Raw genomic sequence first — 23,364 nt, forward strand, 5'->3', positions numbered from 1 at the left:
GAATTGTCTTCGCGGGGTCGCGCCCTCCCGCGAGTACCATCGCCATACGGCCGGCTCGCGACACGCGTGCTGCGCGTGCTTCGATGCTTCGCCCATCCGCGGGCGCGATGCCGGTTGACCACATATCACTCTGCCGTTGCCTAAAACGTTTCCCAGTCCGCGTCCGAGCTTGCCTTCGCCGTGCTCGCCGGAGCGGCGCGCGCGGGCGTGTCGGTCGTCGCGCGAGCCGCTGCTGCGGCCGGCCTGGACTTCAGTGCCGGTTCGACTCGTGCGGCTGCCTCGTGCTGGGCCGGGGCCGCAGCGGTTGCCTTCGCTTCGCTGCTCGCGCCGGCCGGGTTCACCGGCGTCGCCGCGCTCGCTGCTTGCGGTGCGGCCTTGGCGAACTGCGCGGAGGCTTGCGAACGCGGCGTCGCCGGTGCGCTTTGACGCGCCGGTGTGCCGCCGGTCACCTTCCAGCCACTCAGCACCGCCTGCAACTGGCGCGTCTGGTCTTCGAGCGACGCCGCCGCGGCGGCCGCCTGTTCGACCAGCGCCGCGTTCTGCTGCGTGACCGAATCCATCTGCACGACCGCGCGATTGACCTGCTCGATGCCGCTCGACTGCTCTTCCGACGCCGCGCTGATCTCGCCCATGATGTCGGTCACGCGACGCACCGCTTGGACGATTTCGTCCATCGTCGTGCCCGCGCGGCCGACCAGTTCGGAGCCGCTCTTCACCTTGTCGGCCGAATCGCCGATCAGCTCCTTGATCTCTTTCGCGGCGCTCGCGCTGCGCTGCGCGAGGCTGCGCACTTCGCCCGCGACCACCGCGAAGCCGCGGCCCTGTTCGCCAGCGCGCGCGGCTTCGACCGCCGCGTTCAGCGCGAGGATGTTGGTCTGGAACGCGATGCCCTCGATCACGCCGATGATGTCGACGACCTTGTTCGAACTGGTCGCGATTTCCTGCATCGTCGTGACGACCTGGCTCACCACCTCGCCGCCGCGCGTCGCGATGTCCGACGCGTTGACGGCGAGCTGGCTCGCCTGGCGCGCGTTCTCGGTGTTCTGCCGCACGGTGCCGGTCAGCTGATCCATGCTCGACGCGGTTTCCTGCAGCGACGCCGCCTGCTGCTCGGTGCGCTGCGACAGATCGGTGTTGCCCATCGCGATTTCGCGCGCGCCGGTGTCGATCGATTCGGTACCGCTGCGCACTGCGCGCAGCATCGTCGCGAGGCTTTCCTGCATCCGCTTGATGCCCGCGAACAGGCGGCCGATTTCGTTGTTGCTGAATGCCTCGACCGGGGTGGACAGGTCGCCCGCGGCGATCCGCTCGAAGCACGCGGTCGCGTCTTTCAGCGGCTGCACGATGAGCCCGCGCAGCGCGAAGCTGATGCCGACCACCACCAGCAGCGCGAACACCGTAATCACGCTGATCAGCGTGATCATCAGCGATGTGTTCGACTGCGCGCTCGCCTCCTGATCGGCCACGCTCCGCTGCAGCGCCTGGATCACCGCGGCGGCCGCCGCGTCGTAGGCGATGAACATCGGGCTGATCTTGGTGTCCGCGACCGCGTGATACGCGTCGAGATTGTTCGCATTCAACGCGGCGAATTCGACGTCGACGCCGTCGTGCATCACCGTCGTATGTTTGGCGAGCACATCGTCGAGCAAGGGCTGCTCGACGCCGTGCTTCGGCGCGTCGAGATACGCCTGCCAGCTCTGATTGCTCTTGCCGAGCAGCTCCTGCGCGCGATCGAGTGCCTTCTTCGCCTCGTCCGCCTTGCCGGCGGCCGTCAGCGTGTTGAAGCGTTCGATCGCGATGCGCGCGCGCAGCAGAGACGCCGACGCGTCGTCGAGCGCATGAATCGCGACCAGTTCGCCGCGCGCGATGCGTTCGAGCGAGCCGCTCGCGCGATTCAGCGCGGTCAGCCCGAGCGCGCCGACCGCCACGGTCAGCGTCACCAGAAGAATCCCCACCATCGTCAGCGACGTGCGGATCGACCACCTGCTCAGCATGTTGATGCTCCTTGTGCCGGGTTCCGTTGCTGCATGCCGTCAGACGCCGAGCGTCTCGGTCAGCGCCATCTCGGAGCTGGTCATCAGCTTCTCGATGTCCATCAGGATCAGCATGCGGCCGTCGACCGTACCGAGGCCGGTCAGGTATTCGGTCGTCAGCGTCGCGCCGAATTCCGGCGCCGGCATGATCTGGTCGATCGCCAGCGTCAGCACGTCCGACACGCCGTCCACGACCATCCCGACCACGCGATGCGCGACGTTCAGGATGATCACGACGGTCTGATGGTCGTACTCGACGCGGCCCAGATGGAACTTGATCCGCATATCGACGATCGGCACGATGATGCCGCGCAGGTTGATCACGCCCTTGATGAACTCGGGCGCGTTGGCAATGCGCGTCACGTTGTCGTAGCCGCGGATTTCCTGCACCTTCAGGATGTCGATGCCGTACTCTTCCGCGCCGAGCGTGAAGACGAGGAATTCCTGACCGCCGGCGTCCGCCTGCGCGTCGCGGCGGCCATTCGTACCGCTCGCGTTTGCGACGCTCGAATTGATGGATTGGACTTCTGCCACGTTAGCCCCCAAACGGTTGGGATGAATTGAGTTGAAGATGTGTTGCGATGTCTGTCATTGCGGCGTTTGCTGCATGCGTCACGCGAGGCTCATCGCCTGCGCATGCCCATGCGCATGACGCGTTTCGCGGTTCAGCGCCGCGACGTCCACGATCAGCGCGACGCTGCCGTCGCCCAGAATGGTCGCCGCGGAAATGCCGTGTACCTTGCGGTAATTCGTTTCCAGATTCTTCACGACCACCTGCTGCTGGCCGACCAGTTCGTCGATCAGCATCGCGAAGCGCCGTCCCTCGGTCTGCATGATCGTGACGATGCCCTGGGTCGGCTCCTGCTTCGCTTCCGACACGTTGAACACCTCGTGCAACGCGACGAGCGGCAGGTATTCGCCGCGCACGCGCACCACGCGCTCGCCGTTGGCGACCGTGTAGATGTCTTCGGCTTGCGGCTGCAGCGACTCCATCACGAAGTTCAGCGGCAGGATGAAGATCTCGTTGCCGACCTTCACCGACATGCCGTCGAGAATCGCCAGCGTGAGCGGCAGCACGATCCGCGTGGTGCTGCCCTTGCCCGCGTGCGACGTGATCTCGACGTGACCGCCCATCGACTGGATGTTGCGCTTCACCACGTCCATGCCGACGCCGCGGCCGGACACGTCGGTGACCTGCTCGGCGGTCGAGAAGCCCGGCAGGAAGATCAGGTTCCAGACTTCCTCGTCGGTCATCGTTTCGCTGACCTGCATGCCCTGCTTGGCCGCCTTCGCGAGAATCTTGTCGCGGCGCAGGCCCGCGCCGTCGTCGCTGACCTCGATGACGATGTTGCCGCCATGGTGGGCCGCCGACAGCACCAGCTGACCGGTCGAATCCTTGCCCGCCGCGCGCCGCGCCTCGACGGTTTCGATGCCGTGGTCGAGACTGTTGCGCACGAGGTGCGTCAACGGATCGATGATCCGTTCGATGAGGCTCTTGTCGAGTTCGGTCGCCTGACCGAAGGTGACGAGTTCGACCTCCTTGCCGAGTTTCGCCGCGAGATCGCGCACCAGACGCGGGAAGCGGCTGAATACGTAATCCATCGGCATCATGCGGATCGACATCACCGCTTCCTGCAGATCGCGGGCGTTGCGCTCGAGCTGCGCCATGCCGTTGAAGAGCCGGTCGTGCAGCGCCGGATCGAACGTGCTGGTGGTCTCCGCGAGCATCGCCTGCGTGATCACCAGTTCGCCGACCAGGTTGATCAGCTGATCGACCTTCTCGACGCCGACGCGAATCGAGCTGCCTTCGCCGCTCGCCGCCGCGGCGGCCGGGCGGGCCGCCTTGCGGTCGTGTTCGGCGGACCCGGCCGAAGCGGGTTTGGCTGCCGCCGGAGCCGCCGCGGGCGGCGCTGGCGGCGGCTCGATGCTGTCGGCGTGACTGGCCGCGCTTGCGGGCGCCGCGGCGTGAGCCGCCGGAGCCGACGATGCCGGCTGCTCCGCATGAACGACCGGCTGCGCCTGCGCTTGCGCCGCGGGAGCGGCGGGGGCGACAGGCGCGCTTTGCGCCGGTGCCGGAGCGGCGGCAGCGGCGGGCGTTCCAGGTTCGCCCTGCTGCGCGTCGTCCGCCGGCGCGGTGCCGCGGCCGATCGTGATCTGACTTTCGTCGATCACGAAGCAGCACACGGCGATGATGTCGTCGGAGGGTACGTCGCTCGAGAGCCACAGCATCAGATCGCCGCCGCTCTTGACCTGCCCGACGATATTGCCCAGGTTGCCCAGCTCTTCGGCGAGCAGTTCCTGGTCTTTCTCTCCCACGCCCCGTAGCGTGATTTTCAGATGTGGGCCGGCGCTGTCGTCCGTGCCCGCGGCTTGCCCGGTCTGTGCCGGTTCGCCGTCCATCCATTCGCCCGCCATTTGCACCGCCTGTTCGACGACGTGCTCGGGCGGGGTGCCGCCTTGCTGCTGTACCGCGGTTGTTGCTGTTGTTGTTTGGGTTGCCGCCTGCGCCGCGACCGGCGCGGGCTCGACGGCTGCCGCTGCCGGCGCGCCGCCCATGCGGCTTTCCGCGTGCAGCTGCTCGAGCTTCGCGCAGATCGCGCGCGCCACCTCGGCGTCGGGCTCGGCGCTCGCGCGGTAGTCGGCGAGCTGGCCGGAAAGCACGTCCTTGGTTTCGAGGAACGTGTCGATCATGTCCTTGCGCAGCACCAGCTCGTTATTGCGCGCGCGATCGAGCAGCGACTCGAGAATGTGCGTGGTCTCGGTGAGCGCGGTGAAGCCGAAGGTCGCCGCGCCGCCCTTGATCGAATGCGCGGCGCGAAAGATCGCCGCGAGGTCTTCGGGGTCCGGGCGGGCCACGTCGAGATTGAGCAGCAATTGCTCCATCTGCGCGAGCAGTTCGTCCGCTTCGTCGAAGAACGTCTGATAGAACTGTGTGATGTCGAGTGTCATGCCTGGTTCACCGCGAGAGTGCCTGTCTGGCGTGAGTTGCCGGAGAGGCGCGTCGAGAGCTATCTGTACTGTGTCTAAAGGTATTGAATGCGCGGATCAATCCGGGTCCGGTTCGGCCAGCGCCGCCACCAGCTCGGTCAACATGTCCGGGTCGAGCGGCTTTTCGATCCAGCCGGTCGCACCCGCTGCGCGCGCCGCCTCTTTGAAGGGCTCGCCCGATTCCGTCGTGAGGACGAGGATGGGCGTCGCCTGGTAGGCTGGATTTCCGCGCAGCGCGGTGATCAGATCGAGACCGGTCTTGCCGGGCATATGCTGGTCGGTCAACACTAGATCGAACGCCATCGCGAGCGCGTTTTCGAGCCCTTCGTTGCCGTCCGCCGCGAGCGTGACCTCATAGCCGGCGCCTGTCAGCGTCGCGGCGAGGATCTGCCGCATCGATGCCGAATCGTCGACTGCCAGGATGTGCCTGATCATGAAAACCTCGCTGCGCTAAACACTGGGCCGCCCTGGCGGGGCGCGCCGCTCGGGCGCGGGCCCCGGCCCGGCGGCCGCGGTCTGTTACTTTGCCGGCGGCGCCGCCGCCGGCAACTTCGGTGCAGCCGTCACCGGCTGCGCAAGTTTTTGCAGCAGCGGCTTCGAGCCGGCTGCGTCGTCCGACAGCGTGGTCGTCGTCGAATCGTCGTGATCGAGCGCCGCCTCGGACTTCTTGTTCAACACGATGATGCTGATGCGACGGTTCTCCGGATCAAGGGGGTCCGCCTTGTTCAGGTTCTGCGTCGACGCGAGGCCGAGCACGCGCATCACCTTCGCTTCGTCCATGCCACCCGCGACCAGCTCGCGCCGCGACGCGTTCGCGCGGTCGGCCGACAGCTCCCAGTTGCTATAGCCCTTCTCGCCGCCCGCGTACGGCACGGCGTCGGTGTGGCCCTGGACGATGATGCGGTTCGGCACGTCGTTCAGCGTGTGGCCGATCTCGCGCAGAATGTCGCGCATGTACGGTTCGACGACGTCGCGCGCGGTCGCGAACATCGGCCGCTTCTGCGAGTCGACGATCTCGATGCGCAGGCCGGTCAGGGTCGAGTCGATGCGGATCTGCTGCTTGAACTGGCGCAGCACCGGGTTCGCCTCGATCGCGGCCATCAGCTTGACCTGCAGGTCGTGCAGGCGCACCTGCTCGCGGCGTTCGAGCTCGCCCTGCAGCTGCTTCACCGAGTCTTCGTTGTTGCGCGACGCGGTGCGCTCGGCGCGGTTGCTGCTGCCGTCGGTCGAGCGGGTCACGCCCTGCGCGTCGGTCGAGATGTCACGCCCGCCGCCCTTCAGGATGCTCGAGTCTTCGGCGCTGCGATCGCCGCCCCACAGCGTGATCTTTAGCGGCTGGTTGAAGTACTCGGCGATGCCCTTCAGCTGCACGGTCGAGGCCGAGCTCAGCAGCCACATCAGCAGGAAGAACGCCATCATGGCGGTCATGAAGTCCGCGTAGGCGAGCTTCCATGCGCCACCGTGATGACCGTGCTTCCTCGGTGCCGAGCGCTTGACAACGATTGCGCGGTCTTTGTCCTTGCTGCTCATCGATTCGGTTCCCGTCGCCGCCTTATTTCGCCTTGACGCGGCGCACGTGCTCTTCGAGCTCGGCGAACGACGGGCGCTCGGTCGAGAACAGCACCTTGCGGCCGAACTCGACCGCGATCGCCGGCGCGTAGCCGTTCAGGCTCGCGAGGATCGTCACCTTGATGCACTGGAACATCTTGGTGGACTCGGTCACGCGCTGTTCGGCGACGCTCGCGAGCGGTCCGATCAGCCCGTACGAAAGCAGAATGCCGAGGAAGGTGCCGACCAGCGCCTGCGCGATCATCTCGCCGAGCACCGCGGGCGGCCTGTCGGCCGAGGCCATCGTGTGCACGACGCCCATCACCGCGGCGACGATACCGAACGCCGGCATCGCGTCGCCGACCTTGCTCAGCGCCTGGGCGGGCGCCTCGCCTTCCTGATGGTGCGTTTCGATCTCCTCGTCCATCAGGCTTTCGATCTCGAACGCATTCATGTTGCCGCCGACCATCAGCCGCAGGTAGTCGGTCAGGAACTCGATGATGTGCTTGTCGGCGAGGATCTTCGGGTACTGCGTGAAGATCGGGCTCTTCGACGGATCGTCGATGTCGGCTTCGAGCGTCAGCGTGCCTTCCTTGCGCGCTTTCGCGAGCAGCACGTACAGGAGCCCCATCAGCTCCATGTAGACGTCCTTGTTGTACTTCGCGCCCTTGAACAGGGTCGGAATGACGCGCAGTGTCGCCTTGATCGTCTTCATCCCGTTACCGAGAATGAACGCGCCAAGTCCGGCGCCGGCGATCATCAGCACCTCAACGGGTTGCAGCAGCGCGCCGAGATGGCCCCCTTCCAGCGCGTAACCGCCGAAGACGGACAACAGCGTCACGAGTGTTCCCACGAATATCAGCACTGCCGAGCCCTCACAAAAATGCGACGGTCACCGTCGTTAGTCAGGTTTACGGCACCGAGGCGGAAAACTTTGGGGAAAAAGACGGCGCTCGCGTCCGGTGTAAACCAGAGGCTTGCGCTGCCTCAACGTGCGCCGCTCAAACTTCGGCGGTGGCGAGGGTGTCGAGCGTGGGAGCGGTGCGGCGGACCTCGTGAGCCCGCGTGTCGGCCACCTGCGGCACTCCGGCCGGGATTCCGGCGACGGCGGTTTGCCGCTCGGCCCGCGTTTGCGCTGCTTTTTTCGTTTTGCCCGCGCGCGACGGCGGCTGACACAGCCCGCAAACGAACGCGTGCTGCGGATCGTGCGCGTGCGCGACGAAGTGGCCGCCGCAGCGGCGACAGGCGCTCAGCTGCAGCATGCCCGAGTCGAAGAAGCGCACCAGCGTCCACGCGCGCGTGAGACTGAGCACCGGCTCGTCGTCGTGCAACTGCACGTGCTCCAGATACAGCCGGTAGCTCTTCACGATCGATTCGATCGCGCGGCAGCCGCCGTAGCCGGCCATGAAACGGTAGATGTTGTAGAACAGCGATGAATGAAAGTTCGGCTGCCAGGTCATGAACCAGTCGGTCGAAAACGGCAGCATGCCCTTGGGCGGCGACACCCCTTTCAGTTCCTTGTACAGCTTGATGAGCCGGTCGCGCGACAGGCTGGTTTCAGCCTCCAGCAATTGCAGACGCGCGCCCAGTTCGATCAGCTCGATCGCGAGGGTGATTTGTTGGGCTTCGAGTACGACGCTCTTACTGGCCATCAGCCGAGCTGCTCGACCGGCTGGCTCGCCATCAGGATGGCCGAATGAGCTTGCGCGATCGCGCTCGACTTGTCCTTGTCCGCGAGGGCGGACAGTACCGCGTGATCGTCGAAGCGGAAGCGGCACAGCATCTGGTTGGACGCCGCGAGCTTGACGGTCTGCGCCAACGACAGGTTGGCGAGCACGTCGGCCAGCTGGTCCGAAATACCCATGCGGAACATGCCCATCGGCTTGTCTTCGCGCAGCAGACGCTGGGCGAGCAGCAGATAGGACAGGTTGACTTCTCTGATCTCACTGAGCATGTGGCTGGTCGTGCTCATGATTCCCCCGTTCGTATGCCCGGCTGGTCAGGCCGATTTTTTTTGCGGAAACGTTTGCTCGAACGCGCGCGCTTAACCCGCGCGAATCGACTCGTCTCTGGTCTTGCAAGCATTGTCTCGAAAGGGGGCACAGCCGAAAATCGGAGAGACACCCCACCGGGATGACGGATTAATCCGTCATTTGTGTAGGAATAATTCCTACAAGTCAGGGTGCGGCGAGTCCCAAATTGGGACGAATTGAGGCGCTGGGCGGGACCGATGATGCGCGCTGGGAATATTTACGGCTGCGGCGTGTACCGGTTGGTGAGTTTTTAGAATTTCACCACCGCACCGTAAAACGGTGAAAAAAGAATTATAAGACGTTTTCACCCGCCTGCCATCCGCCTCCGTTACCCGCGTTTTCCATTCATCCGACCCCCGGGTCCGCTGCTTGCTACGGTGCATTTCGCCCTGTGGCGCGCTCGATTGAGTCGGCGCAATTGCGTTTGCCGATCATGGGACGGTTGCGATTGGACTGTGTATCCAGGCTGTAACGGTCCATGTTTCGCGCTGTAACAACATTAAGCGTTTGAAAAATGACTCGAATTACCGCGGTCGATCCCGATAATGGAGGCTAAGGGATTACCCGATACCTATTTCGGACCACCCTTCGGGCGGGGAGAAACCGCGCCCAACCGCCCGTTAGGGCTACGTACCTCGAGCGGTCCCGCCGTCGTGCGAAGCCCCGGTGAGATCAAAAATCTGCATGGGATTCGGGTCAGCGCCCCTCGCGCTAACTCCAATCGATACAGGAGAAAACGCATGCGAATCGCACAAATCGCGCCGCTCTACGAAGCTGTCCCTCCGAAACTCTATGGCGGCACCGAACGTGTCGTGTCGTATCTGACCGAAGCGCTCGTCGACCTCGGCCATGACGTCACGTTGTTCGCGAGCGGCGACTCGGTCACGTCCGCCAATCTCGAGGCGTGCTGGCCGCGCGCGCTGCGCCTCGATCCGACGATTCGCGATGCATTGGCGCCGCACGTGCTGATGATGGAAAAGGTCCGCAAGGTCGCGCACGAGTTCGACGTGCTGCACTTCCATCTCGACTACATGCCGTTTCCGCTGTTCACGACGATGGACACGCCGTTCGTGACCACGCTGCACGGCCGTCTGGACCTGCCGGAGTTGCAGCCGGTGTTCGACGCGTTCTCGCATGTGCCGGTCGTGTCGATTTCGGATTCGCAGCGTCTGCCGCTGCAGCAGGCCAATTGGCTCAGCACGATCTATCACGGTCTGCCGGACCAGCTGTTGACGCCGCAGCCTCACAAGAAGCCCGAATACCTCGCGTTCCTCGGCCGCATCTGCCCGGAAAAACGCGTCGATACAGCCATCAAGATCGCCGCGCAAAGCGGTCTGCCGCTGAAGATCGCCGCCAAGGTGGACAAGGTCGACATGGAGTACTTCAAGCGCGAAATCGAGCCGCTGCTGTCGATGGCGCATGTCGAGTTCGTCGGTGAAATCAACGAGGCGCAGAAACCCGAGTTTCTGTCGGGAGCGAAAGCGCTGTTGTTCCCGATCGACTGGTCCGAGCCGTTCGGCCTCGTGATGATCGAGTCGATGGCCTGCGGTACGCCGGTTATCGCGTTCAACCGCGGCTCGGTGCCCGAGGTGATCGACCACGGCGTGACCGGCTATATCGTCGAGGACGTGCAAGGCGCGGTAGCGGCTCTGCAGCGTCTGGACGAGCTGTCGCGCACCGAAATCCGCGCACAGTTCGAACGCCGCTTCAGTTCGAAAACGATGGCGCAGAACTATGTCGACGGCTATTCGGCCTTGATTGAAACGTCGCGGCGCCCGGTATTGCGCCAGGTCGCGGTCGGCTAAGCGCGCTTGAAAACGGCCGGCGCTTTTACGGCCGGCCGTTTTCGGTCCGCTTTGAAGCGGCGCTGTGAACCTTCGCTTATAACGCCCAATAGCGGACGAATCCGGCATCGGTATCGTTTGCAGGACCGGAAGACGAAGTCATTCTCGCCGCCGGACGCGAAAAAGCCGCCCTGTATGGGCGGCTTTTTTAATACTGCGATGGTGGCGCTTCCACCGCGGATTAGCGCGTAGCGATTAAGCCGAAGCGGCAAAAAACCTTCAGACCGCTTGCACCGCGTCACCTCGAGCGGAGATCAGGCCGAGCCAATCAGAAAGCGCTCGCGATTCTTGCCAACGATCCATTTGGGCGGCTTGCCGCGCCCGCTCCATGTATTGCCCGACTTGGGGTCCTGATATTTTGCCGGCAGCGGCGTCTTCTTGGGCGGGCGGCCGCGCTTGGCGGCGACCGCGAAACCGAGATCCTGCGCGGTCAGACCGTATTCGGCGATCTTTTGGCGGATGTCGGCAACGACATTGTCGATTTCCGTGCGTCGCGCTTCTTCTGCCTGTGCCTGCAATTTGGCTATCTGCGCCTTGAGGTCTGCATATTGAGACATTCGGTTCTCCCCTTTCTAGAACTCATTCGACCGCAGACTAGCTGCAATTATAGAAATTCGCAATGGCCACTAATACCGGTTTAGCGAATTTTCCTCTGATAATTATTAAAGCGTGTGAATTGTAAAACATGCGCTTTATCTCGTAATAGTTTATAAATTCTGTCCAGATTGACAATCCTTGACACCTGATTTGGCGCTGCCTACCTAGAATTGCGCGCTCAACGTACGTACTCGCGGTTTCCGATGCGTGCTTCTGAAGTGCCAATTCTTTTTAGGATCACCAAACATGCAGTTGTCAAAGCGCCTCGTTGCCGAACTGTTCGGCACCTTCTGGCTCGTGCTCGGAGGCTGCGGCAGCGCGGTCCTCGCCGCCAACTTCGCCGGGCCGGTTCATGGTCTGGGCATCGGTTTCGTCGGCGTGTCGCTGGCCTTCGGCCTGACCGTGCTGACGATGGCTTTTGCGATCGGCCACGTTTCAGGCTGCCACCTGAATCCGGCGGTGAGCGTCGGCCTGACCGTCGCCGGACGATTTCCGGTGCGCGATCTGCTGCCCTATATCGCCGCGCAGGTAGTCGGCGCGGTGTTCGGTGCATTCGTGCTGTCGCTGATCGCGTCGGGCAAGCCGGGCTTCGACCTGGTCGCGAGCGGTTTCGCGACGAACGGTTATGGCGAGCAATCGCCGGGGCACTATGCGCTCGCCGCCGCCTTCGTTTGCGAAGTGGTGATGACGGGCTTCTTCCTGTTCGTAATTCTCGGCGCGACTGATCGCCGCGCGCCGGCCGGCTTCGCGCCCATCGCGATCGGCCTGTGCCTGACGCTGGTCCACCTGGTCTCGATTCCGGTCACCAACACGTCGGTCAATCCGGCGCGCTCGACGGGGCCGGCGCTATTGGTCGGCGGCGCGGCGATCGATCAGCTGTGGCTGTTCTGGGCTGCGCCGATCATCGGTGCGGTGATCGCGGGAGTCGTCTATCCGCTGATCGCCGAGGATCGCTGCAGCGATGCGAGCAAGCTGGCGCTCGACTGACGGCTGGTTCGACGCGTCGGTCGCATGAATGGGCGCCCCGGCGCCCATTACTCATTGCGAGCGCCAATGCGATATCAATGCGCGGCGGCCGCGTGCCGGAGAGCACCGCTGCTAGAATCGGGCGACTTCCCAGCCTCGCACAGGTGCTTTCGATGAACCGTTTCCGCGGATTCCTGCAAGGCGTCGCACTGTCGCTCGGCGGCTTGTGCGCGAGCGCGCTGACGTTGCCGGCCGCGTCCGCGGCGACGAACACGGCGACTGTCGTCGCAACCGCAGACCCCGCCACGGCTGGGGCGGGCGGCAATATCGAAACCCTCGTATTCGTTCGCCATGGCGAGAAGCCTGCGCAAGGCTACGGCCAGCTAGACTGCCAGGGGCTCAACCGAGCGCTCGCGTTGCCGGCGGTGATCGCCGCCAAATTCGGCAAACCCGATGCGATCTACGCGCCGGACCCCGGCCAGCAAAAAGACGACGGCGGTCATCGGTACTATTACGTGCGCCCGCTCGCGACGATCGAGCCGACCGCGATTCAATTCCAGCTACCGGTGCAAACGCCGTACGGCTTTGCGCAGGTCGACCAGCTCGGCAACGCGCTCGTCGACCCGGCTAATCGCGGCAAGCTGATCGTGATTGCGTGGGAGCACAAGCTGATCGAGAAGCTGTTGCGGCAGCTGTTGAGCGCGCATGGCGGTCGCGCGGCCGACGTGCCGAAATGGCAAAGCGACGACTTCGACAGCATTTACATCGTCCGGCTCGACTGGCAGAACGACATGCCGCGCGCGAGCTTCAAGCATGACCGCGAAGGGCTCGATGGCCGGGCGACCGATTGCCCTTGTGCTGCGTTGCCGGCGGTGTCGGCGTCTTCGGCAGGCGCGGCCTCTTCCGCCAGTTCGACCGCTTCGGCGCCTGCGGCGGATTAATAGGGTAATACAGATGTAAGCCACGATTACGTGGGCCGGTGCATCAAGCTGCAAGCGTGTGCGACGCGCCGCCTGCCGGCCTGGATTGTCCGGCCGCAAAGCCCCGTGGGGCGCGGCTGCCAGCGAAGTAAGGTGTCTGCGCGCAACGTCCGCGAGTTCTTTCCGCCTGCCTTCGCTGACTTCGACGATGCTTGCAGTCCGTAACATCTGGTCGCAGTCCTCCCCGGCTCGAGTGCGTACATTGGTCCTGTGCGACAAACCTACGTCGCCTCACAGGAGAGACCAACATGAAGCGCATCGTCACTCACTTGCTGGTTGCTGCCGGACTCGCGGCGGGCGCATGCGGTGTCGCGCAGGCGCATACGGATCTGAGCGTCGGCCTATCGCTCGGCGCTCCGGTTTATGCGGCGCCCGCGCGCGTCTACGCCGCGCCGGAGCCGGTGTATTACGGCGGCTGGGAACATCGCTACCCGCGCGGCGACTACTACTACCGCGACTATCACCGCGATGACCGCGGCTGGGGTCACGACAATCGTCGCTGGGGCCATGACTATCGCGGTGAGCACCGCGGCTGGCGGGATTGACGGGCCTAAGCGGAGTGCCACACGTTTCGAGCTTCGCGATTAGCGAGCAACTCCTGCGGCCTGCATCCACGCGAGTGTGGATGCGGGCCGCTTTCAATTTGAGTAATTGCGGTTCAGGACGCCAGTTCGTCGTTGAGGGCAAACAGTTTGCGCAGATGATGCGCAACTCCCGCCTCGAAATTGTTGCCGATGCGCGGCACATGCGGCAGACGCGTGATCAGATCGGGGTTGGCGTTGTTCATCATGAATGGATGGCCGGCCGTCTCGAGCAGATCGATATCGTTCATGTTGTCGCCGAACGCGACGCACTGCGACGCGTCGATAGCGAGTCGCTCGAGCACGATCTGCAGCGCGCGCCCCTTCGACACATTCGCGGTCATCACTTCGAGACAATCCGGCAACGAATAGGTCACGTATAGTCGCTCGCCGAATTCGCGTTCCAGATTGGCGGCCACCTGCGCGAGATCGGCGGGATCGCCAATATAGAGTGCCTTCGCAATGTCGACGCCATTGTGCTTCGGCAGGTCGGTCACTTCGTACGTGAAGCCAGAGTCCTGGTGAAATTCCAGCAGATGGGGCGCGTCGCGATCGATCAGCCACGCCTCGTCAGCAAACAGACTGACGATCACTCGACCATGCGCGCCGACAATTTCTGGCTGCACGAGACGCTGGACGATCGCGGGCTGCAGATCGTCGGCGTGAATCACGGTGTTGTCAGGCGCGTGAACCCGCGCGCCGTTCGACGTGATCAGGTATGGATTGATGCCGAGCAGATCGCGGATGCCCGCGACGTCGCAGTAGTGCCGCCCCGTGGCGATCACGAACTGCAGCCCGTCGCTTTCGAGCTTGCGCACCGTGGCGACCGTGAACGGGTCGACCTGGTGGTCGGCGTTGAGCAGTGTGCCGTCGAGATCCGTGGCGATGACTTTATACATGGTGAGTCCGGCGGCTGAGCCGTCGAGGCAGCGTCAAAGCCGATATTTTACAGGTCTCGTCAAGCCAGCCGCTGCGCCTCGCGCCGCGCCAGCTGCAAGCCGCCATGCGCCGAATCCGCCCGCGGCTCGCGCAGGCGCGCCTGATACGCCTCGGGCACGTACTCGCGCAGCGGCGCGCCGAGGCCTCCGCATAGCGCGACCGGCAGCGCGCCCGTCGCGTCCAGCGCGGCGATCATCTTGCCCACTTCGACGCCAGCCTCGCCGAGCAGGCGCGCCGCGAACGGATGTGCGCGGTGTTCGATCGCGATCGGTGCGAGCCGCGCGTAGGCAGTTTGATTAGCCGCGCACAGCCACACGACCAGGCTGTCGCGATCCTGAGTGCCGGTATGCGCGAGCAACGCATGCGCGAGATCGTCGACGGCAGCGCGGCCGTCTAGCGCCTGTTGCGCGTGCACGATCAGCCGCAGGCCGAGCCACGCGCCGCTCGCCTCGTCGCCTGACGGAAAGCCGTAGCCGCTGGCCATGCGGAACTCGCCGTCGTTCGCAAGCGAGGCCGCGACGCTGCCGGTGCCGAGTGCGACGATCACGCCGGGCGCGCCTTCGTGCGCGCCGAGCAAGGTCGTGTAGGCGTCGGATTCGACGGCGAGTCCGGCCAGTCGCGGCGCGTGCTCGTGAAACTCGGCGAGCCAGTCGCGATTGTTGACGCCCGCAAGTCCGCAACCGAGCACGCAGCGCGACCAGTCCAGCGCGATGCCGGCTCGCTCGAACGCTTCGCCGCAGGCGGCCTGAATGGACTGCCATGCGCGCGGGATGCCGAGCCCGAGGCCCGATGGTCCGCTTGCCGCCTGCGCCAGCTCGCGGCCCTGCGCATCGGCGAGCACGACGCGCGTGCCGGTGCCGCCGCCGTCGACGCCGATCAGAAAGAAGTCGTGGTTCATCGAATCGAATCAGTTCTGTGGGTGAATAACGCTTAGCGTGGCAGGTCAGTTTGAATCGCGCAATTAGCCGATTGGCCAGCTTGCGGCGTACACCGCTTCCGCTATGCTGGCGATCGATACGACCACGCGGGAGCGCGACAGTGACACAACGATGCAACTGGGTATCGAGCGAAGCGCTCGCACAGTACCACGACACCGAGTGGGGTGTACCCTCGCGCGACGACCAGCACCTGTTCGAAATGCTGGTGCTCGAAGGCGCTCAGGCCGGATTGTCGTGGTCGACGATACTCAACAAGCGCGCCGGCTACCGCCGTGCTTTCGCGGACTTCGACATCGACAAGGTCGCTGCCTTCACGCCGAAGCACGTGGACGCGCTCGTCGCCGATGAGAGCATCGTGCGGCATCGCGGCAAAATCGAGGCGGCGATCCAGAACGCGCGCGCCGTGCTGCAGATCCGGGCCGAACACGGCTCGCTCGCGAACTTCGTGTGGTCATTCGTCGACGACACGCCGATTCAGAACGAATGGGCTTCGTATAAGCATGCGCCTGCGTCGACGGAAGTATCGGACGCGCTGAGCAAGGCGCTCAAGCGTTATGGCTGCAAATTCGTCGGGTCGACGATCTGCTATGCATTCATGCAGGCGGTTGGCATGGTCAACGATCATGAGACGACTTGCATGTGCCGTGAGCGATGCGCGTCGCTGGGCAAGAAGGGGCGTCGTCGTAAGGCGGGGTAAGGCCAAGGGGTCCGTCGGACGCGCAAACTCGCGAATTGGCGCCTTTTTTTCATGCTCGTAGTCGGTCCTTCGTCGGACGGCGCACGGTGGATACTCATCGCCATGCGCTCGCTCGATGTGCGCTCAACAACAAATAACTACCGCCTCGGACGCGGGAGACCAACCATGAAAACTCTTCGCTTCCTGACGCATCAGGACATATACGATCGGTCCGTCACGCATCTGTTCGAACAGAAACGCGCTGCATTGCTACCGAGGGGTGGCGGCGCCTACCGCGGCTATTGTGGCGGATGCCCGGTCGGCAACCTGATCAAGCCGCGCGACTATGTGACTGCGATGGAAGGCGTGCCCGTGCGCTTCATCGGCAAACCACCGACGGAAGTGCCCGCTTACATGGATGTCGGCGTGGCCGCGCTGAAAAAAGCGCTGCTGCGCGCCCGCATCAACGTGTATGACCCCGTGACCATCGCTCTGCTCAGTTGCCTGCAAAACGTGCACGACGTGTTCGGCACGTGGGAGTGGCACGACCGGCTGGGCTCGATCGCGCGCGAATTCGGACTGTCGGCCGAGCGGCTGAGGAACGCGGCGTAACGGCTGCCCCGGCGGCGCACAAATCCGATGCCGCAAAAGCAAAACGGCGGTGTGGCTTCTGTCGAAGCTCACACCGCCGTTCGGCGTACGTAAAAGCGTGCTTAGTGCAGCTTTTTCGGCAGCATCTGGCTGCGCAGACGCTTGTGCAGGCGCTTAACAGCTGCTGCCTTCTTGCGCTTGCGAGCCGTAGTCGGCTTTTCGTACGACTGGCGCTCACGCAGTTCAGCGATCAGGCCATTCTTTTCGATTGCGCGACGAAAGCGGCGAATTGCCACTTCGAACGGCTCGTTTTCCTTCAGAAGAATCGTCGTCATGTAATTCCTAACTCAATCACTAGATACGGGTTTAATTGCTTGGCGGTAACCGCTCAGGTCACCACTTACGCACCGGCACTCCGGTCACTCCGATTCATGGCCAGTAACAGGCAAACGCGAGGCTCATAAACAACCCCGGCCAAACCACGAATGAAGCGAGAGGCAAAGCGGCCACGGAGGCCGGAAAAGAGAGGTGGGGAGTTCACCGCGGAACGCGGACAGACGTAATGCAAAAGCCGCGTCTGTTGCCGTTTCGCCAACCTTTCATCAATGAAGAACACTGACGAAACAGGCAAAGATCTCAATTCACTCCCGATGATATCAGGAAACTCTCCATCCTACCAGGGGTTTACCGATTGCGCCAGGCTTTTCCCTGGCGCCGATGGCCTTCGCGTGGGCGATCGAGGCGCCCGCCTTATCAGGCGCTCGCTTCGTCCAGTTCACGGATATCGTCGGCGGTGAGGGACAGGTGGACAGCTGCGATCAGGCTCTTCAACTGCTCGACCGAGGTCGCGCTCGCAATGGGGGCCGTAACGCTCGGCCGCGCGATCAGCCATGCAAGCGCGATCGGGGCCGGCGTGCTGCCGTGCCGTTGCGCGACACGGTCGAGCGCGCCGAGAATCCGTAGGCCGCGCCCGTTCAGGTATTTCTCGGCCCGGCTCCCGCGTGCCTTGCCGGCCAGATCGGCCTCGCTGCGGTATTTGCCCGACAGGAACCCGCTCGCGAGGCTGTAATAGACCACCACGCCGAGATGATTCGCCAGCGCCACCGGTTCGTTGTCGCCCTCGTATTGCGCGCGGTCGTACAAGTTGTATTCGGGTTGCAGCAACTGATACTCGGGCAGCCCGTGCTCGCGCGACACCGCAAGCGCTTCCTCGACGCGCGCGCCACTATAGTTAGACGCACCGATCACGCGCACCTTGCCCGCCTCGATCAGCTTCTGATACGCACCGAGCGTTTCAGCGAGCGGCGTCGCGGAGTCGTCGTCGTGGGAGAAATAGACGTCGACGTAATCGGTTTGCAGGCGGCGCAGCGAGTCTTCTACGGCCGCCTGGATATTTGCCGCCGACAGCCCCTTGCGCTGCGGATGCTTCGACACCTTGGTCGCGAGCACGATCCGTTCGCGCTTGCCGCTTCGCCGGAACCACTTGCCGAGGATCGTCTCCGACTCCCCGCCCTGGTTGCCGGGCACCCAGGCCGAGTAGACATCGGCGGTGTCGATGAAATTGAGTCCGGCTTCGACAAACGCATCGAGGATCGAGAAAGAGGTGGCTTCATCGGCCGTCCAGCCGAATACGTTGCCGCCGAACATCAGCGGGGCGACCTGCAACGAGGAAGTGCCGATCCTGCGTAGTTCCATGATGGCTCCAGACTGGGGTGGACGGAATGGCGTGAGCGAACTGCTTGGGACGATGCCGGGACCGTTGAGCATACGCCGCCTTGCACCAGGTTGCAGCCGGGACCGACGGCTACGCTGCACGCCTCGTGCCTGAACGCAGTCGATGCATGGCACAAAAGATGACGCAATTGCTCGCGCGCGCCTCGAGCATTTTCAGAACACCGCTGGAGTTTTATGAATGCCGCCCTGCATTGTGCGCATTGCTGACATCCGCTAGCACCTCGAAATGCTCAGGCTTGAGCCCATCGCACCACCGCTGCCACATGATGCGAAACGCGCGCGACGCGGCATGAGCGATCATACCCGCATCGATAAGGACCGACTGCCTGCAGTAGTCGCGAAGCTCCCGCCGCACTACCGCGAGCGCTTCGGGGTCGGCGGCCAGCGCGGCGCACTTGCGCACGAAGTCGTCCTTGTCCCGCGCGACGAAGGCCGCGTCAAGCCCGAGGTGCGAAAGCCACCCCGTGCTGCTGCGGCTCGCCATCGAAACGCCGGGCAGGGTCATGGTGGGCACGCCCATCCACAGCGCTTGCATGGTCGTGGTCGAATTGCCGAAGGGGAACGTGTCGAGACAGACGTCGATCAGATGGTGCTGCTGCAGGTAGTGCACGACGTTTCCACGCTTCAGAAAGCTGAGGCGACTCACGTCGATGCCTTCGCCCGCGAGCAGTCCGGTCAGTTTGATGATCTGCTCCGGCTCGCTAATCGCACCGATAAGCAAGCGCGAATCCGGCACCTCGCGTAGCACCCGCGCCCAGAGCGCCACAACTTCGGGGCCGATCTTGACGATCCGGCTGAAGCTGCCGAACGTGATGAAGCCGTTCGTCAGCGCGGGCAGATCGTTGACTTCGGGCGCTTGCGGATGCGGCTTGAACGGCGCGAGCGCGGAGAGGAACACGAGTTTTTCGGAGAACCAGCTCTCGAACTGCTCAAGCGGCGTGACAAACCGGTCCGACAGGTAGTAATCGACGGAATCGAGACCGGTCGTGGCTGGGTTGCCGATCCAGCTCACCTGGACCGGCGCCGGCTTGCGTGCGAAGGTCAGGAGTCGGTTGCGGCCGGTATGGCCGGACAGGTCGATAAGGATATCGATGCCGTCGTTACGGATCTTCTGTGCGACCGTGTCGTCGCTCATGCCGAAGATTTCGCTCCAAGTCTGTGCATGGGCGCGAATCTCCTCGGTGAAGCTGTCAGTCACCGTGTAGTTCGAATAGATGTGCAATGACAAGCTAGGGTCGCGCGCCAGGTGCTCCAGCACCGACAGGAAGAAATACGCAACCGGGTGATTGATAAGGTCGCCCGAAACGAAGCCAATCCGCAAACGCCGCGCTGGGTCACGGTCGTTGGTGTGCCGGGGCCGACGCGTGTTCAGCGGTGCTTCGTGACGTGCCGCGAACGCGCGGAACTCCGCGAATGCGCCTGCTGCATCGAGGTCGGGCTTGTGCATCAGGTAGAACAGCAGGTTGCTGTGTGTCACTGACTGCATCGGAGCCAGTTCGAGTGCGCGGCGAAAGGCGGTTTCGGCTTCGTCGTACAGTCCATGCTTGCCCAGCGCGCAGGCGAGCGAGTCGAATTCGTATGCATCGTTCGGCGCTAGCTCCACGGCACGGCGGAGATAGCCAATCCCCTCGGCGAATTTGCCCATTTCCAGCAAGGCAGAGCCCAAGTTGCGGTGCAGTGAAGCATTCTCGGCGTATTTTTCGAGCGCCTGTCTGCAATGCGCCTCGGCACGCTGATACTGGCGAGTGACAATGAGCCGGTCTGCCAGTATTGTCTGGGCGAGGATGTGTTTAGGCAGCAAGCGGGCGGCATGCTCGGCCGCCTCGACGGACTCGTTGAAGCGTCCCGTGAGTTGCAGGACACGCCCAAGTTCGAACCAACATTCGCCGTGCGCAGGGTATTGCTGCGTCAGTCTGCGGGCAATCTTCAGCGCAGCTTCGAGTTTCCCGCTTTCCAACAAGTGCTGGTATTGGCGCATCTCCTTGAGGCTTGCTCGGCGCGTATCGATTTTCACGCGCTCGTCCGTCTCGGGTGCCAGAGCAGGTGCGTTGCAACCGCTCGCGTCGGCCTGCGGAGCGGTTGCCTCGCCCTCCGGATCAGACATGAGCCGCTCATTTTCCCCGTTAATCCGCGCGCCCAGCGTCCGGACGGCTGCATCGGGAAGGCCTTGTTGGCGCGCGACGTCGAGCGCGATCCGCGCCGCCTCGGTCTGCTTGCTGGCGACGAGGGCGTTGATGTAATAGACCCAGATCTGCCCGTTCTGCGGCACCTGCCCGAGCACCGTCTCGAAATGCGGCACGGCCTCGGCGGGCCGCTCCGTTTGCATGAACAGCACGCCGAGGTGGTAGTGCGCGTCGGTGTGATCGCTCGCGACCTCCAAGACAGATGCATAGAGCGCTGCGGCCTCACCATATTCCTGCTTCTGATGATGGTCGATCGCGCTCTGCATGGCGAGCGCGATGTCGTGATTCTGCTGTAGTTCGGAGGCAAACGGGACGGTGTCGGCCGGAATAGGAAAAGCGGTCATGACGAAGGCGCGCGTGTGCGGCAGGAAGTCGGAACGATGAAATTATGGGGGGCGGACAATTGCGCCGATGGTCCGAGCTAGCGTCAAAACAGCCGCCAATTTGGCTTCGATTACGAGGAATACGCGGGGAATCCAGCGTGAAACTCAGCCTCAATGAGAAGAACGATGGCAGCGCAAAGGGTTTTGGGCAGTCGTGAACTCCTTCTTTCTTGCCTGAAGTGATTGCGAAAACGGTCCGTTCTCAAGTCAGAGCAACGGAAAGGCGAGAAAAAGCCCGCACAAGGCGGGCCGGGAAGCGCGCGCGCCGCGAACGGCGCGATGGAACGTTAGGGCAGCTTCAGTACCGCGCCATGTTCAGATACTGCCCGGCGTTCCGGCTCGCTTGCATGCTCGCCTGATACTCGGCGCCCAGCGCCTGCTGCGCGGCCTGCGCGGCCTCGACAATTCGGCTGTCGATCTCGTGGATCGCCTTGAGCCGCGCCATGACCTCCTGCGGCTGGGGTGCGCCGAGCGCCGTCAAGAGCGGCGAGCGCTCGTCCGCGATTTGCGCGGCACGCTCCCACTCGCCGACAGCGACCGCCAGTTCGAGCTCTTTCGTCATCTGCCAGATGCGCTCGATCGTTGCAACGTTCTGCATGACTCGCTCCTCGTTGCGCTCACTTCTTGTTCGTGGCGAGCGCGCCTGCGCTGTTGGCGCCACCGAACAGTTGCGTGAGGTATTGCGAGTTGCTGCTCATCGTCGCCATGAGCGTGTTGAGCGCCGTGAATTGCGCGGTGTACATGCTAGTGAGCTGGGCCTGCCACGCCGTGAGCGTCGTCTTCTGATTCGAGAGGCTCGTCAGCTCGCTGTTGATCGCATCCGTGCGGTTCTGGATGATGCCGCCGGACGAGGTGTAGGTCGTGATGCTGTCGTCCAGTTGCGCGGCGATGCCGTTCGTCGGGTTGAACAGCGAGGCTACCGCCGACTGGTTGTTCTGGAGCGCATTGCTGAGCGTCGTGTTGTCGACCGAGAGGGTGCCGTCCGCCTGGAGCGTGATGCCGATCGCGGCGAGCGTCGTCTTCGAGGTGCCGCTGCCCACGCCGCTGCCCACGATCTTGGCGAGCTGATTCTGGATCATGTTCACCGTAGAATCGCCGATCAGCACGCCCTGCGACGTCGAGTTCGCGTTGTACGCCGTCAGCGATCCCATCGTCGTAACGAGCGTGTTGTAGAGGCTGACGAAATTGTTGATCGCCGAGGACTCTGCGCTGGTGTTCTGCGCGATCGTGAGCGTCTGCGTGGTGCCGACCGCCGCTGCCGTGAGGTTCAGCGTTACGCCGGACACGGCCGCCGTCACGGTGTTCGAGGAGCTGGTTACGCCGACACCGCCGAGCGTAAAGTACGCATCCTCGGCGGCTTGCGTCTGGGTCCAGCCCGTGCCGGTAATGGTCGACTGGCTGGGGTTGATTGCTTTGCCGCTGCTATCGGTACCCGTGAGGTCGCTCGCACTGGAGATCGACCTGCCAGCGGTAGTCGTCACCGCGAGTTGGTTCAGGGCATCGGCGTTGCCGCTCGCATCCTTATTCGAATCGTTGACAGTGATGCTGATGCCGCTCGACGCCCCGGTCGAGGCCGATTGCAGCACGAGGTGCGCGCCGTCCGCGCCGGTCACCACGGTCGCCACTACGCCGGGATTGTCGTTTGCCGAATTGATCGCCGATGCAATGCCGGCGATCGAGCTGTTCGAGCTATTCAGGGAAATCGTGCTGCTCTTGCCGTTGACCGTCAGGGTCATCGTGGCCGCGCCGGAAGCCAGGTTCGTGGCCGAACCGTAGCCCGCCGAGGTGAGTACTTGCGACGTGGCGACCTGCGCCACATTGAGCGAGTACGAACCCGCCACCGCGCCGGTGCTGGCGGTTGCAGTCACACCGCTGCCGCTCAGGGTGGTGGAGAACGAGTTGAGCGTCGCGCCGTCGCTGAGCGGCCCGGCGGCTGCCTGCAACGCGGACAGTGCCGCGGATAGCGTGCCGTATGCCGAGATCAGCGTGTTGTCCGCGGTCTGCTCGGCAGCGATGGTCGCGGCCTGGCCGGCGGTCTTGGCGTTGACGAGCGCGCTGACGAGCGAACTTGTGTCCATCGACGAATTGGTCGAGCCGCTAATGATCGACTGGGCGGCTGCCTGCACCGTGGCGTTGGCGCTTGCGGTCGTGGTGGCGACTGCACTTGCGATCGCGCTGGTGGTGGATCCGGTTACGGTGGACATGAGAAGGCTCCGAGCGTCGGCAATGCCGGTTAAAGCGATTTAACAAGCGGGGTAACGCAGGAAAAGACAATCGGGAGGCAAGCCTCCCGACGGGTTTGCGTCCGGCGCGCATCGAGCCGCGCGCCGGATGCCTGCAACGGGAAGCG

The 23,364-nt window shown here is 63.7% G+C and carries 22 protein-coding genes; 6 read left to right on the top strand and 16 right to left on the bottom strand.

The window, feature by feature from the left end:
* Positions 1 to 140: 140 nt before the first annotated feature.
* From QFZ94_RS29745 to flhD, 8 genes are all read right to left on the bottom strand, one after another.
* The gene (locus QFZ94_RS29745; protein WP_429461267.1) at positions 141 to 1,994 is read right to left on the bottom strand and encodes a methyl-accepting chemotaxis protein; all 1,854 of its coding nucleotides are present in this window, start codon (positions 1,992 to 1,994) and stop codon (positions 141 to 143) included.
* A gap of 39 nt (positions 1,995 to 2,033) precedes the next feature.
* A complete protein-coding gene (locus QFZ94_RS29750) occupies positions 2,034 to 2,567 on the bottom strand; it encodes a chemotaxis protein CheW (protein WP_368585654.1) in 534 nt (177 codons plus the stop codon).
* A 78-nt stretch (positions 2,568 to 2,645) separates the two neighbouring features.
* Positions 2,646 to 4,982 carry a chemotaxis protein CheA gene (cheA, locus tag QFZ94_RS29755; RefSeq protein ID WP_368585653.1) on the bottom strand — a complete coding sequence of 779 codons (2,337 nt, stop codon included), beginning with the start codon at positions 4,980 to 4,982 and terminating at the stop codon, positions 2,646 to 2,648.
* Positions 4,983 to 5,078: 96 nt separating this feature from the next.
* Positions 5,079 to 5,456: a response regulator gene (locus QFZ94_RS29760; protein WP_176109968.1), complete on the bottom strand. Its 378-nt coding sequence runs from the start codon at positions 5,454 to 5,456 to the stop codon at positions 5,079 to 5,081.
* 84 nt (positions 5,457 to 5,540) lie between these two features.
* On the bottom strand, positions 5,541 to 6,551 hold the full coding sequence (gene motB, locus QFZ94_RS29765) for a flagellar motor protein MotB (RefSeq protein ID WP_013090903.1): 1,011 nt from the start codon (positions 6,549 to 6,551) through the stop codon (positions 5,541 to 5,543).
* A gap of 22 nt (positions 6,552 to 6,573) precedes the next feature.
* A complete protein-coding gene (motA, locus tag QFZ94_RS29770; RefSeq protein ID WP_368585652.1) occupies positions 6,574 to 7,434 on the bottom strand; it encodes a flagellar motor stator protein MotA in 861 nt (286 codons plus the stop codon).
* Positions 7,435 to 7,570: 136 nt separating this feature from the next.
* Positions 7,571 to 8,221 carry a flagellar transcriptional regulator FlhC gene (gene flhC, locus QFZ94_RS29775; RefSeq protein WP_410852147.1) on the bottom strand — a complete coding sequence of 217 codons (651 nt, stop codon included), beginning with the start codon at positions 8,219 to 8,221 and terminating at the stop codon, positions 7,571 to 7,573.
* Complete coding sequence (gene flhD, locus QFZ94_RS29780; RefSeq protein WP_176109964.1) at positions 8,221 to 8,541, bottom strand: flagellar transcriptional regulator FlhD; 321 nt, start codon at positions 8,539 to 8,541, stop codon at positions 8,221 to 8,223. The genes flhC and flhD overlap by 1 nt, the downstream gene beginning before the upstream one ends.
* Before the next feature lie 801 nt (positions 8,542 to 9,342).
* Here flhD and QFZ94_RS29785 point away from each other — a divergent pair.
* Positions 9,343 to 10,407 carry a glycosyltransferase family 4 protein gene (locus QFZ94_RS29785; RefSeq protein ID WP_152852578.1) on the top strand — a complete coding sequence of 355 codons (1,065 nt, stop codon included), beginning with the start codon at positions 9,343 to 9,345 and terminating at the stop codon, positions 10,405 to 10,407.
* 293 nt (positions 10,408 to 10,700) lie between these two features.
* On the opposite strand, the gene QFZ94_RS29790 is transcribed toward QFZ94_RS29785, so the two are convergent.
* Positions 10,701 to 11,003: an H-NS family nucleoid-associated regulatory protein gene (locus QFZ94_RS29790; protein ID WP_013090908.1), complete on the bottom strand. Its 303-nt coding sequence runs from the start codon at positions 11,001 to 11,003 to the stop codon at positions 10,701 to 10,703.
* A gap of 286 nt (positions 11,004 to 11,289) precedes the next feature.
* On the opposite strand from QFZ94_RS29790, the gene aqpZ reads away from it, so the two are divergent.
* From aqpZ to QFZ94_RS29805, 3 genes are all read left to right on the top strand, one after another.
* Positions 11,290 to 12,030: an aquaporin Z gene (gene aqpZ, locus QFZ94_RS29795; RefSeq protein WP_429461271.1), complete on the top strand. Its 741-nt coding sequence runs from the start codon at positions 11,290 to 11,292 to the stop codon at positions 12,028 to 12,030.
* A 152-nt stretch (positions 12,031 to 12,182) separates the two neighbouring features.
* A complete protein-coding gene (locus tag QFZ94_RS29800) occupies positions 12,183 to 12,950 on the top strand; it encodes a histidine phosphatase family protein (protein WP_429461273.1) in 768 nt (255 codons plus the stop codon).
* 287 nt (positions 12,951 to 13,237) lie between these two features.
* Positions 13,238 to 13,534, top strand: coding sequence for a PXPV repeat protein (locus QFZ94_RS29805; RefSeq protein WP_429461275.1), 297 nt, complete (start codon positions 13,238 to 13,240; stop codon positions 13,532 to 13,534).
* A gap of 113 nt (positions 13,535 to 13,647) precedes the next feature.
* Here QFZ94_RS29805 and QFZ94_RS29810 read toward each other — a convergent pair whose 3' ends face one another.
* Both QFZ94_RS29810 and QFZ94_RS29815 read right to left on the bottom strand, forming a co-directional pair.
* Complete coding sequence (locus QFZ94_RS29810; RefSeq protein ID WP_176109960.1) at positions 13,648 to 14,469, bottom strand: Cof-type HAD-IIB family hydrolase; 822 nt, start codon at positions 14,467 to 14,469, stop codon at positions 13,648 to 13,650.
* A gap of 59 nt (positions 14,470 to 14,528) precedes the next feature.
* The gene (locus tag QFZ94_RS29815; protein WP_410852142.1) at positions 14,529 to 15,407 is read right to left on the bottom strand and encodes a BadF/BadG/BcrA/BcrD ATPase family protein; all 879 of its coding nucleotides are present in this window, start codon (positions 15,405 to 15,407) and stop codon (positions 14,529 to 14,531) included.
* Positions 15,408 to 15,547: 140 nt separating this feature from the next.
* On the opposite strand from QFZ94_RS29815, the gene QFZ94_RS29820 reads away from it, so the two are divergent.
* Positions 15,548 to 16,144, top strand: coding sequence for a DNA-3-methyladenine glycosylase I (locus QFZ94_RS29820; RefSeq protein ID WP_429461278.1), 597 nt, complete (start codon positions 15,548 to 15,550; stop codon positions 16,142 to 16,144).
* A gap of 165 nt (positions 16,145 to 16,309) precedes the next feature.
* Positions 16,310 to 16,735: a hypothetical protein gene (locus QFZ94_RS29825; RefSeq protein ID WP_368585642.1), complete on the top strand. Its 426-nt coding sequence runs from the start codon at positions 16,310 to 16,312 to the stop codon at positions 16,733 to 16,735.
* Positions 16,736 to 16,836: 101 nt separating this feature from the next.
* Here QFZ94_RS29825 and rpsU read toward each other — a convergent pair whose 3' ends face one another.
* The 5 genes from rpsU to fliD all read right to left on the bottom strand — a co-directional run bounded on the left by rpsU (position 16,837) and on the right by fliD (position 23,218).
* Complete coding sequence (rpsU, locus tag QFZ94_RS29830; RefSeq protein WP_006050883.1) at positions 16,837 to 17,049, bottom strand: 30S ribosomal protein S21; 213 nt, start codon at positions 17,047 to 17,049, stop codon at positions 16,837 to 16,839.
* Positions 17,050 to 17,467: 418 nt separating this feature from the next.
* A complete protein-coding gene (locus QFZ94_RS29835; RefSeq protein WP_429461280.1) occupies positions 17,468 to 18,409 on the bottom strand; it encodes an aldo/keto reductase in 942 nt (313 codons plus the stop codon).
* A 211-nt stretch (positions 18,410 to 18,620) separates the two neighbouring features.
* Positions 18,621 to 20,975 carry a tetratricopeptide repeat protein gene (locus tag QFZ94_RS29840; RefSeq protein WP_429461282.1) on the bottom strand — a complete coding sequence of 785 codons (2,355 nt, stop codon included), beginning with the start codon at positions 20,973 to 20,975 and terminating at the stop codon, positions 18,621 to 18,623.
* Positions 20,976 to 21,312: 337 nt separating this feature from the next.
* Complete coding sequence (locus tag QFZ94_RS29845; protein WP_429461284.1) at positions 21,313 to 21,612, bottom strand: flagellar protein FliT; 300 nt, start codon at positions 21,610 to 21,612, stop codon at positions 21,313 to 21,315.
* 19 nt (positions 21,613 to 21,631) lie between these two features.
* Positions 21,632 to 23,218 (bottom strand): flagellar filament capping protein FliD, encoded by a 1,587-nt coding sequence (gene fliD / locus QFZ94_RS29850; protein WP_429461286.1) that lies wholly within the window; start codon positions 23,216 to 23,218, stop codon positions 21,632 to 21,634.
* Positions 23,219 to 23,364 lie beyond the last annotated feature (146 nt).

This window comes from Paraburkholderia sp. JPY465, assembly GCF_050436725.1.
Taxonomy (GTDB): Bacteria; Pseudomonadota; Gammaproteobacteria; order Burkholderiales; family Burkholderiaceae; genus Paraburkholderia; species Paraburkholderia youngii.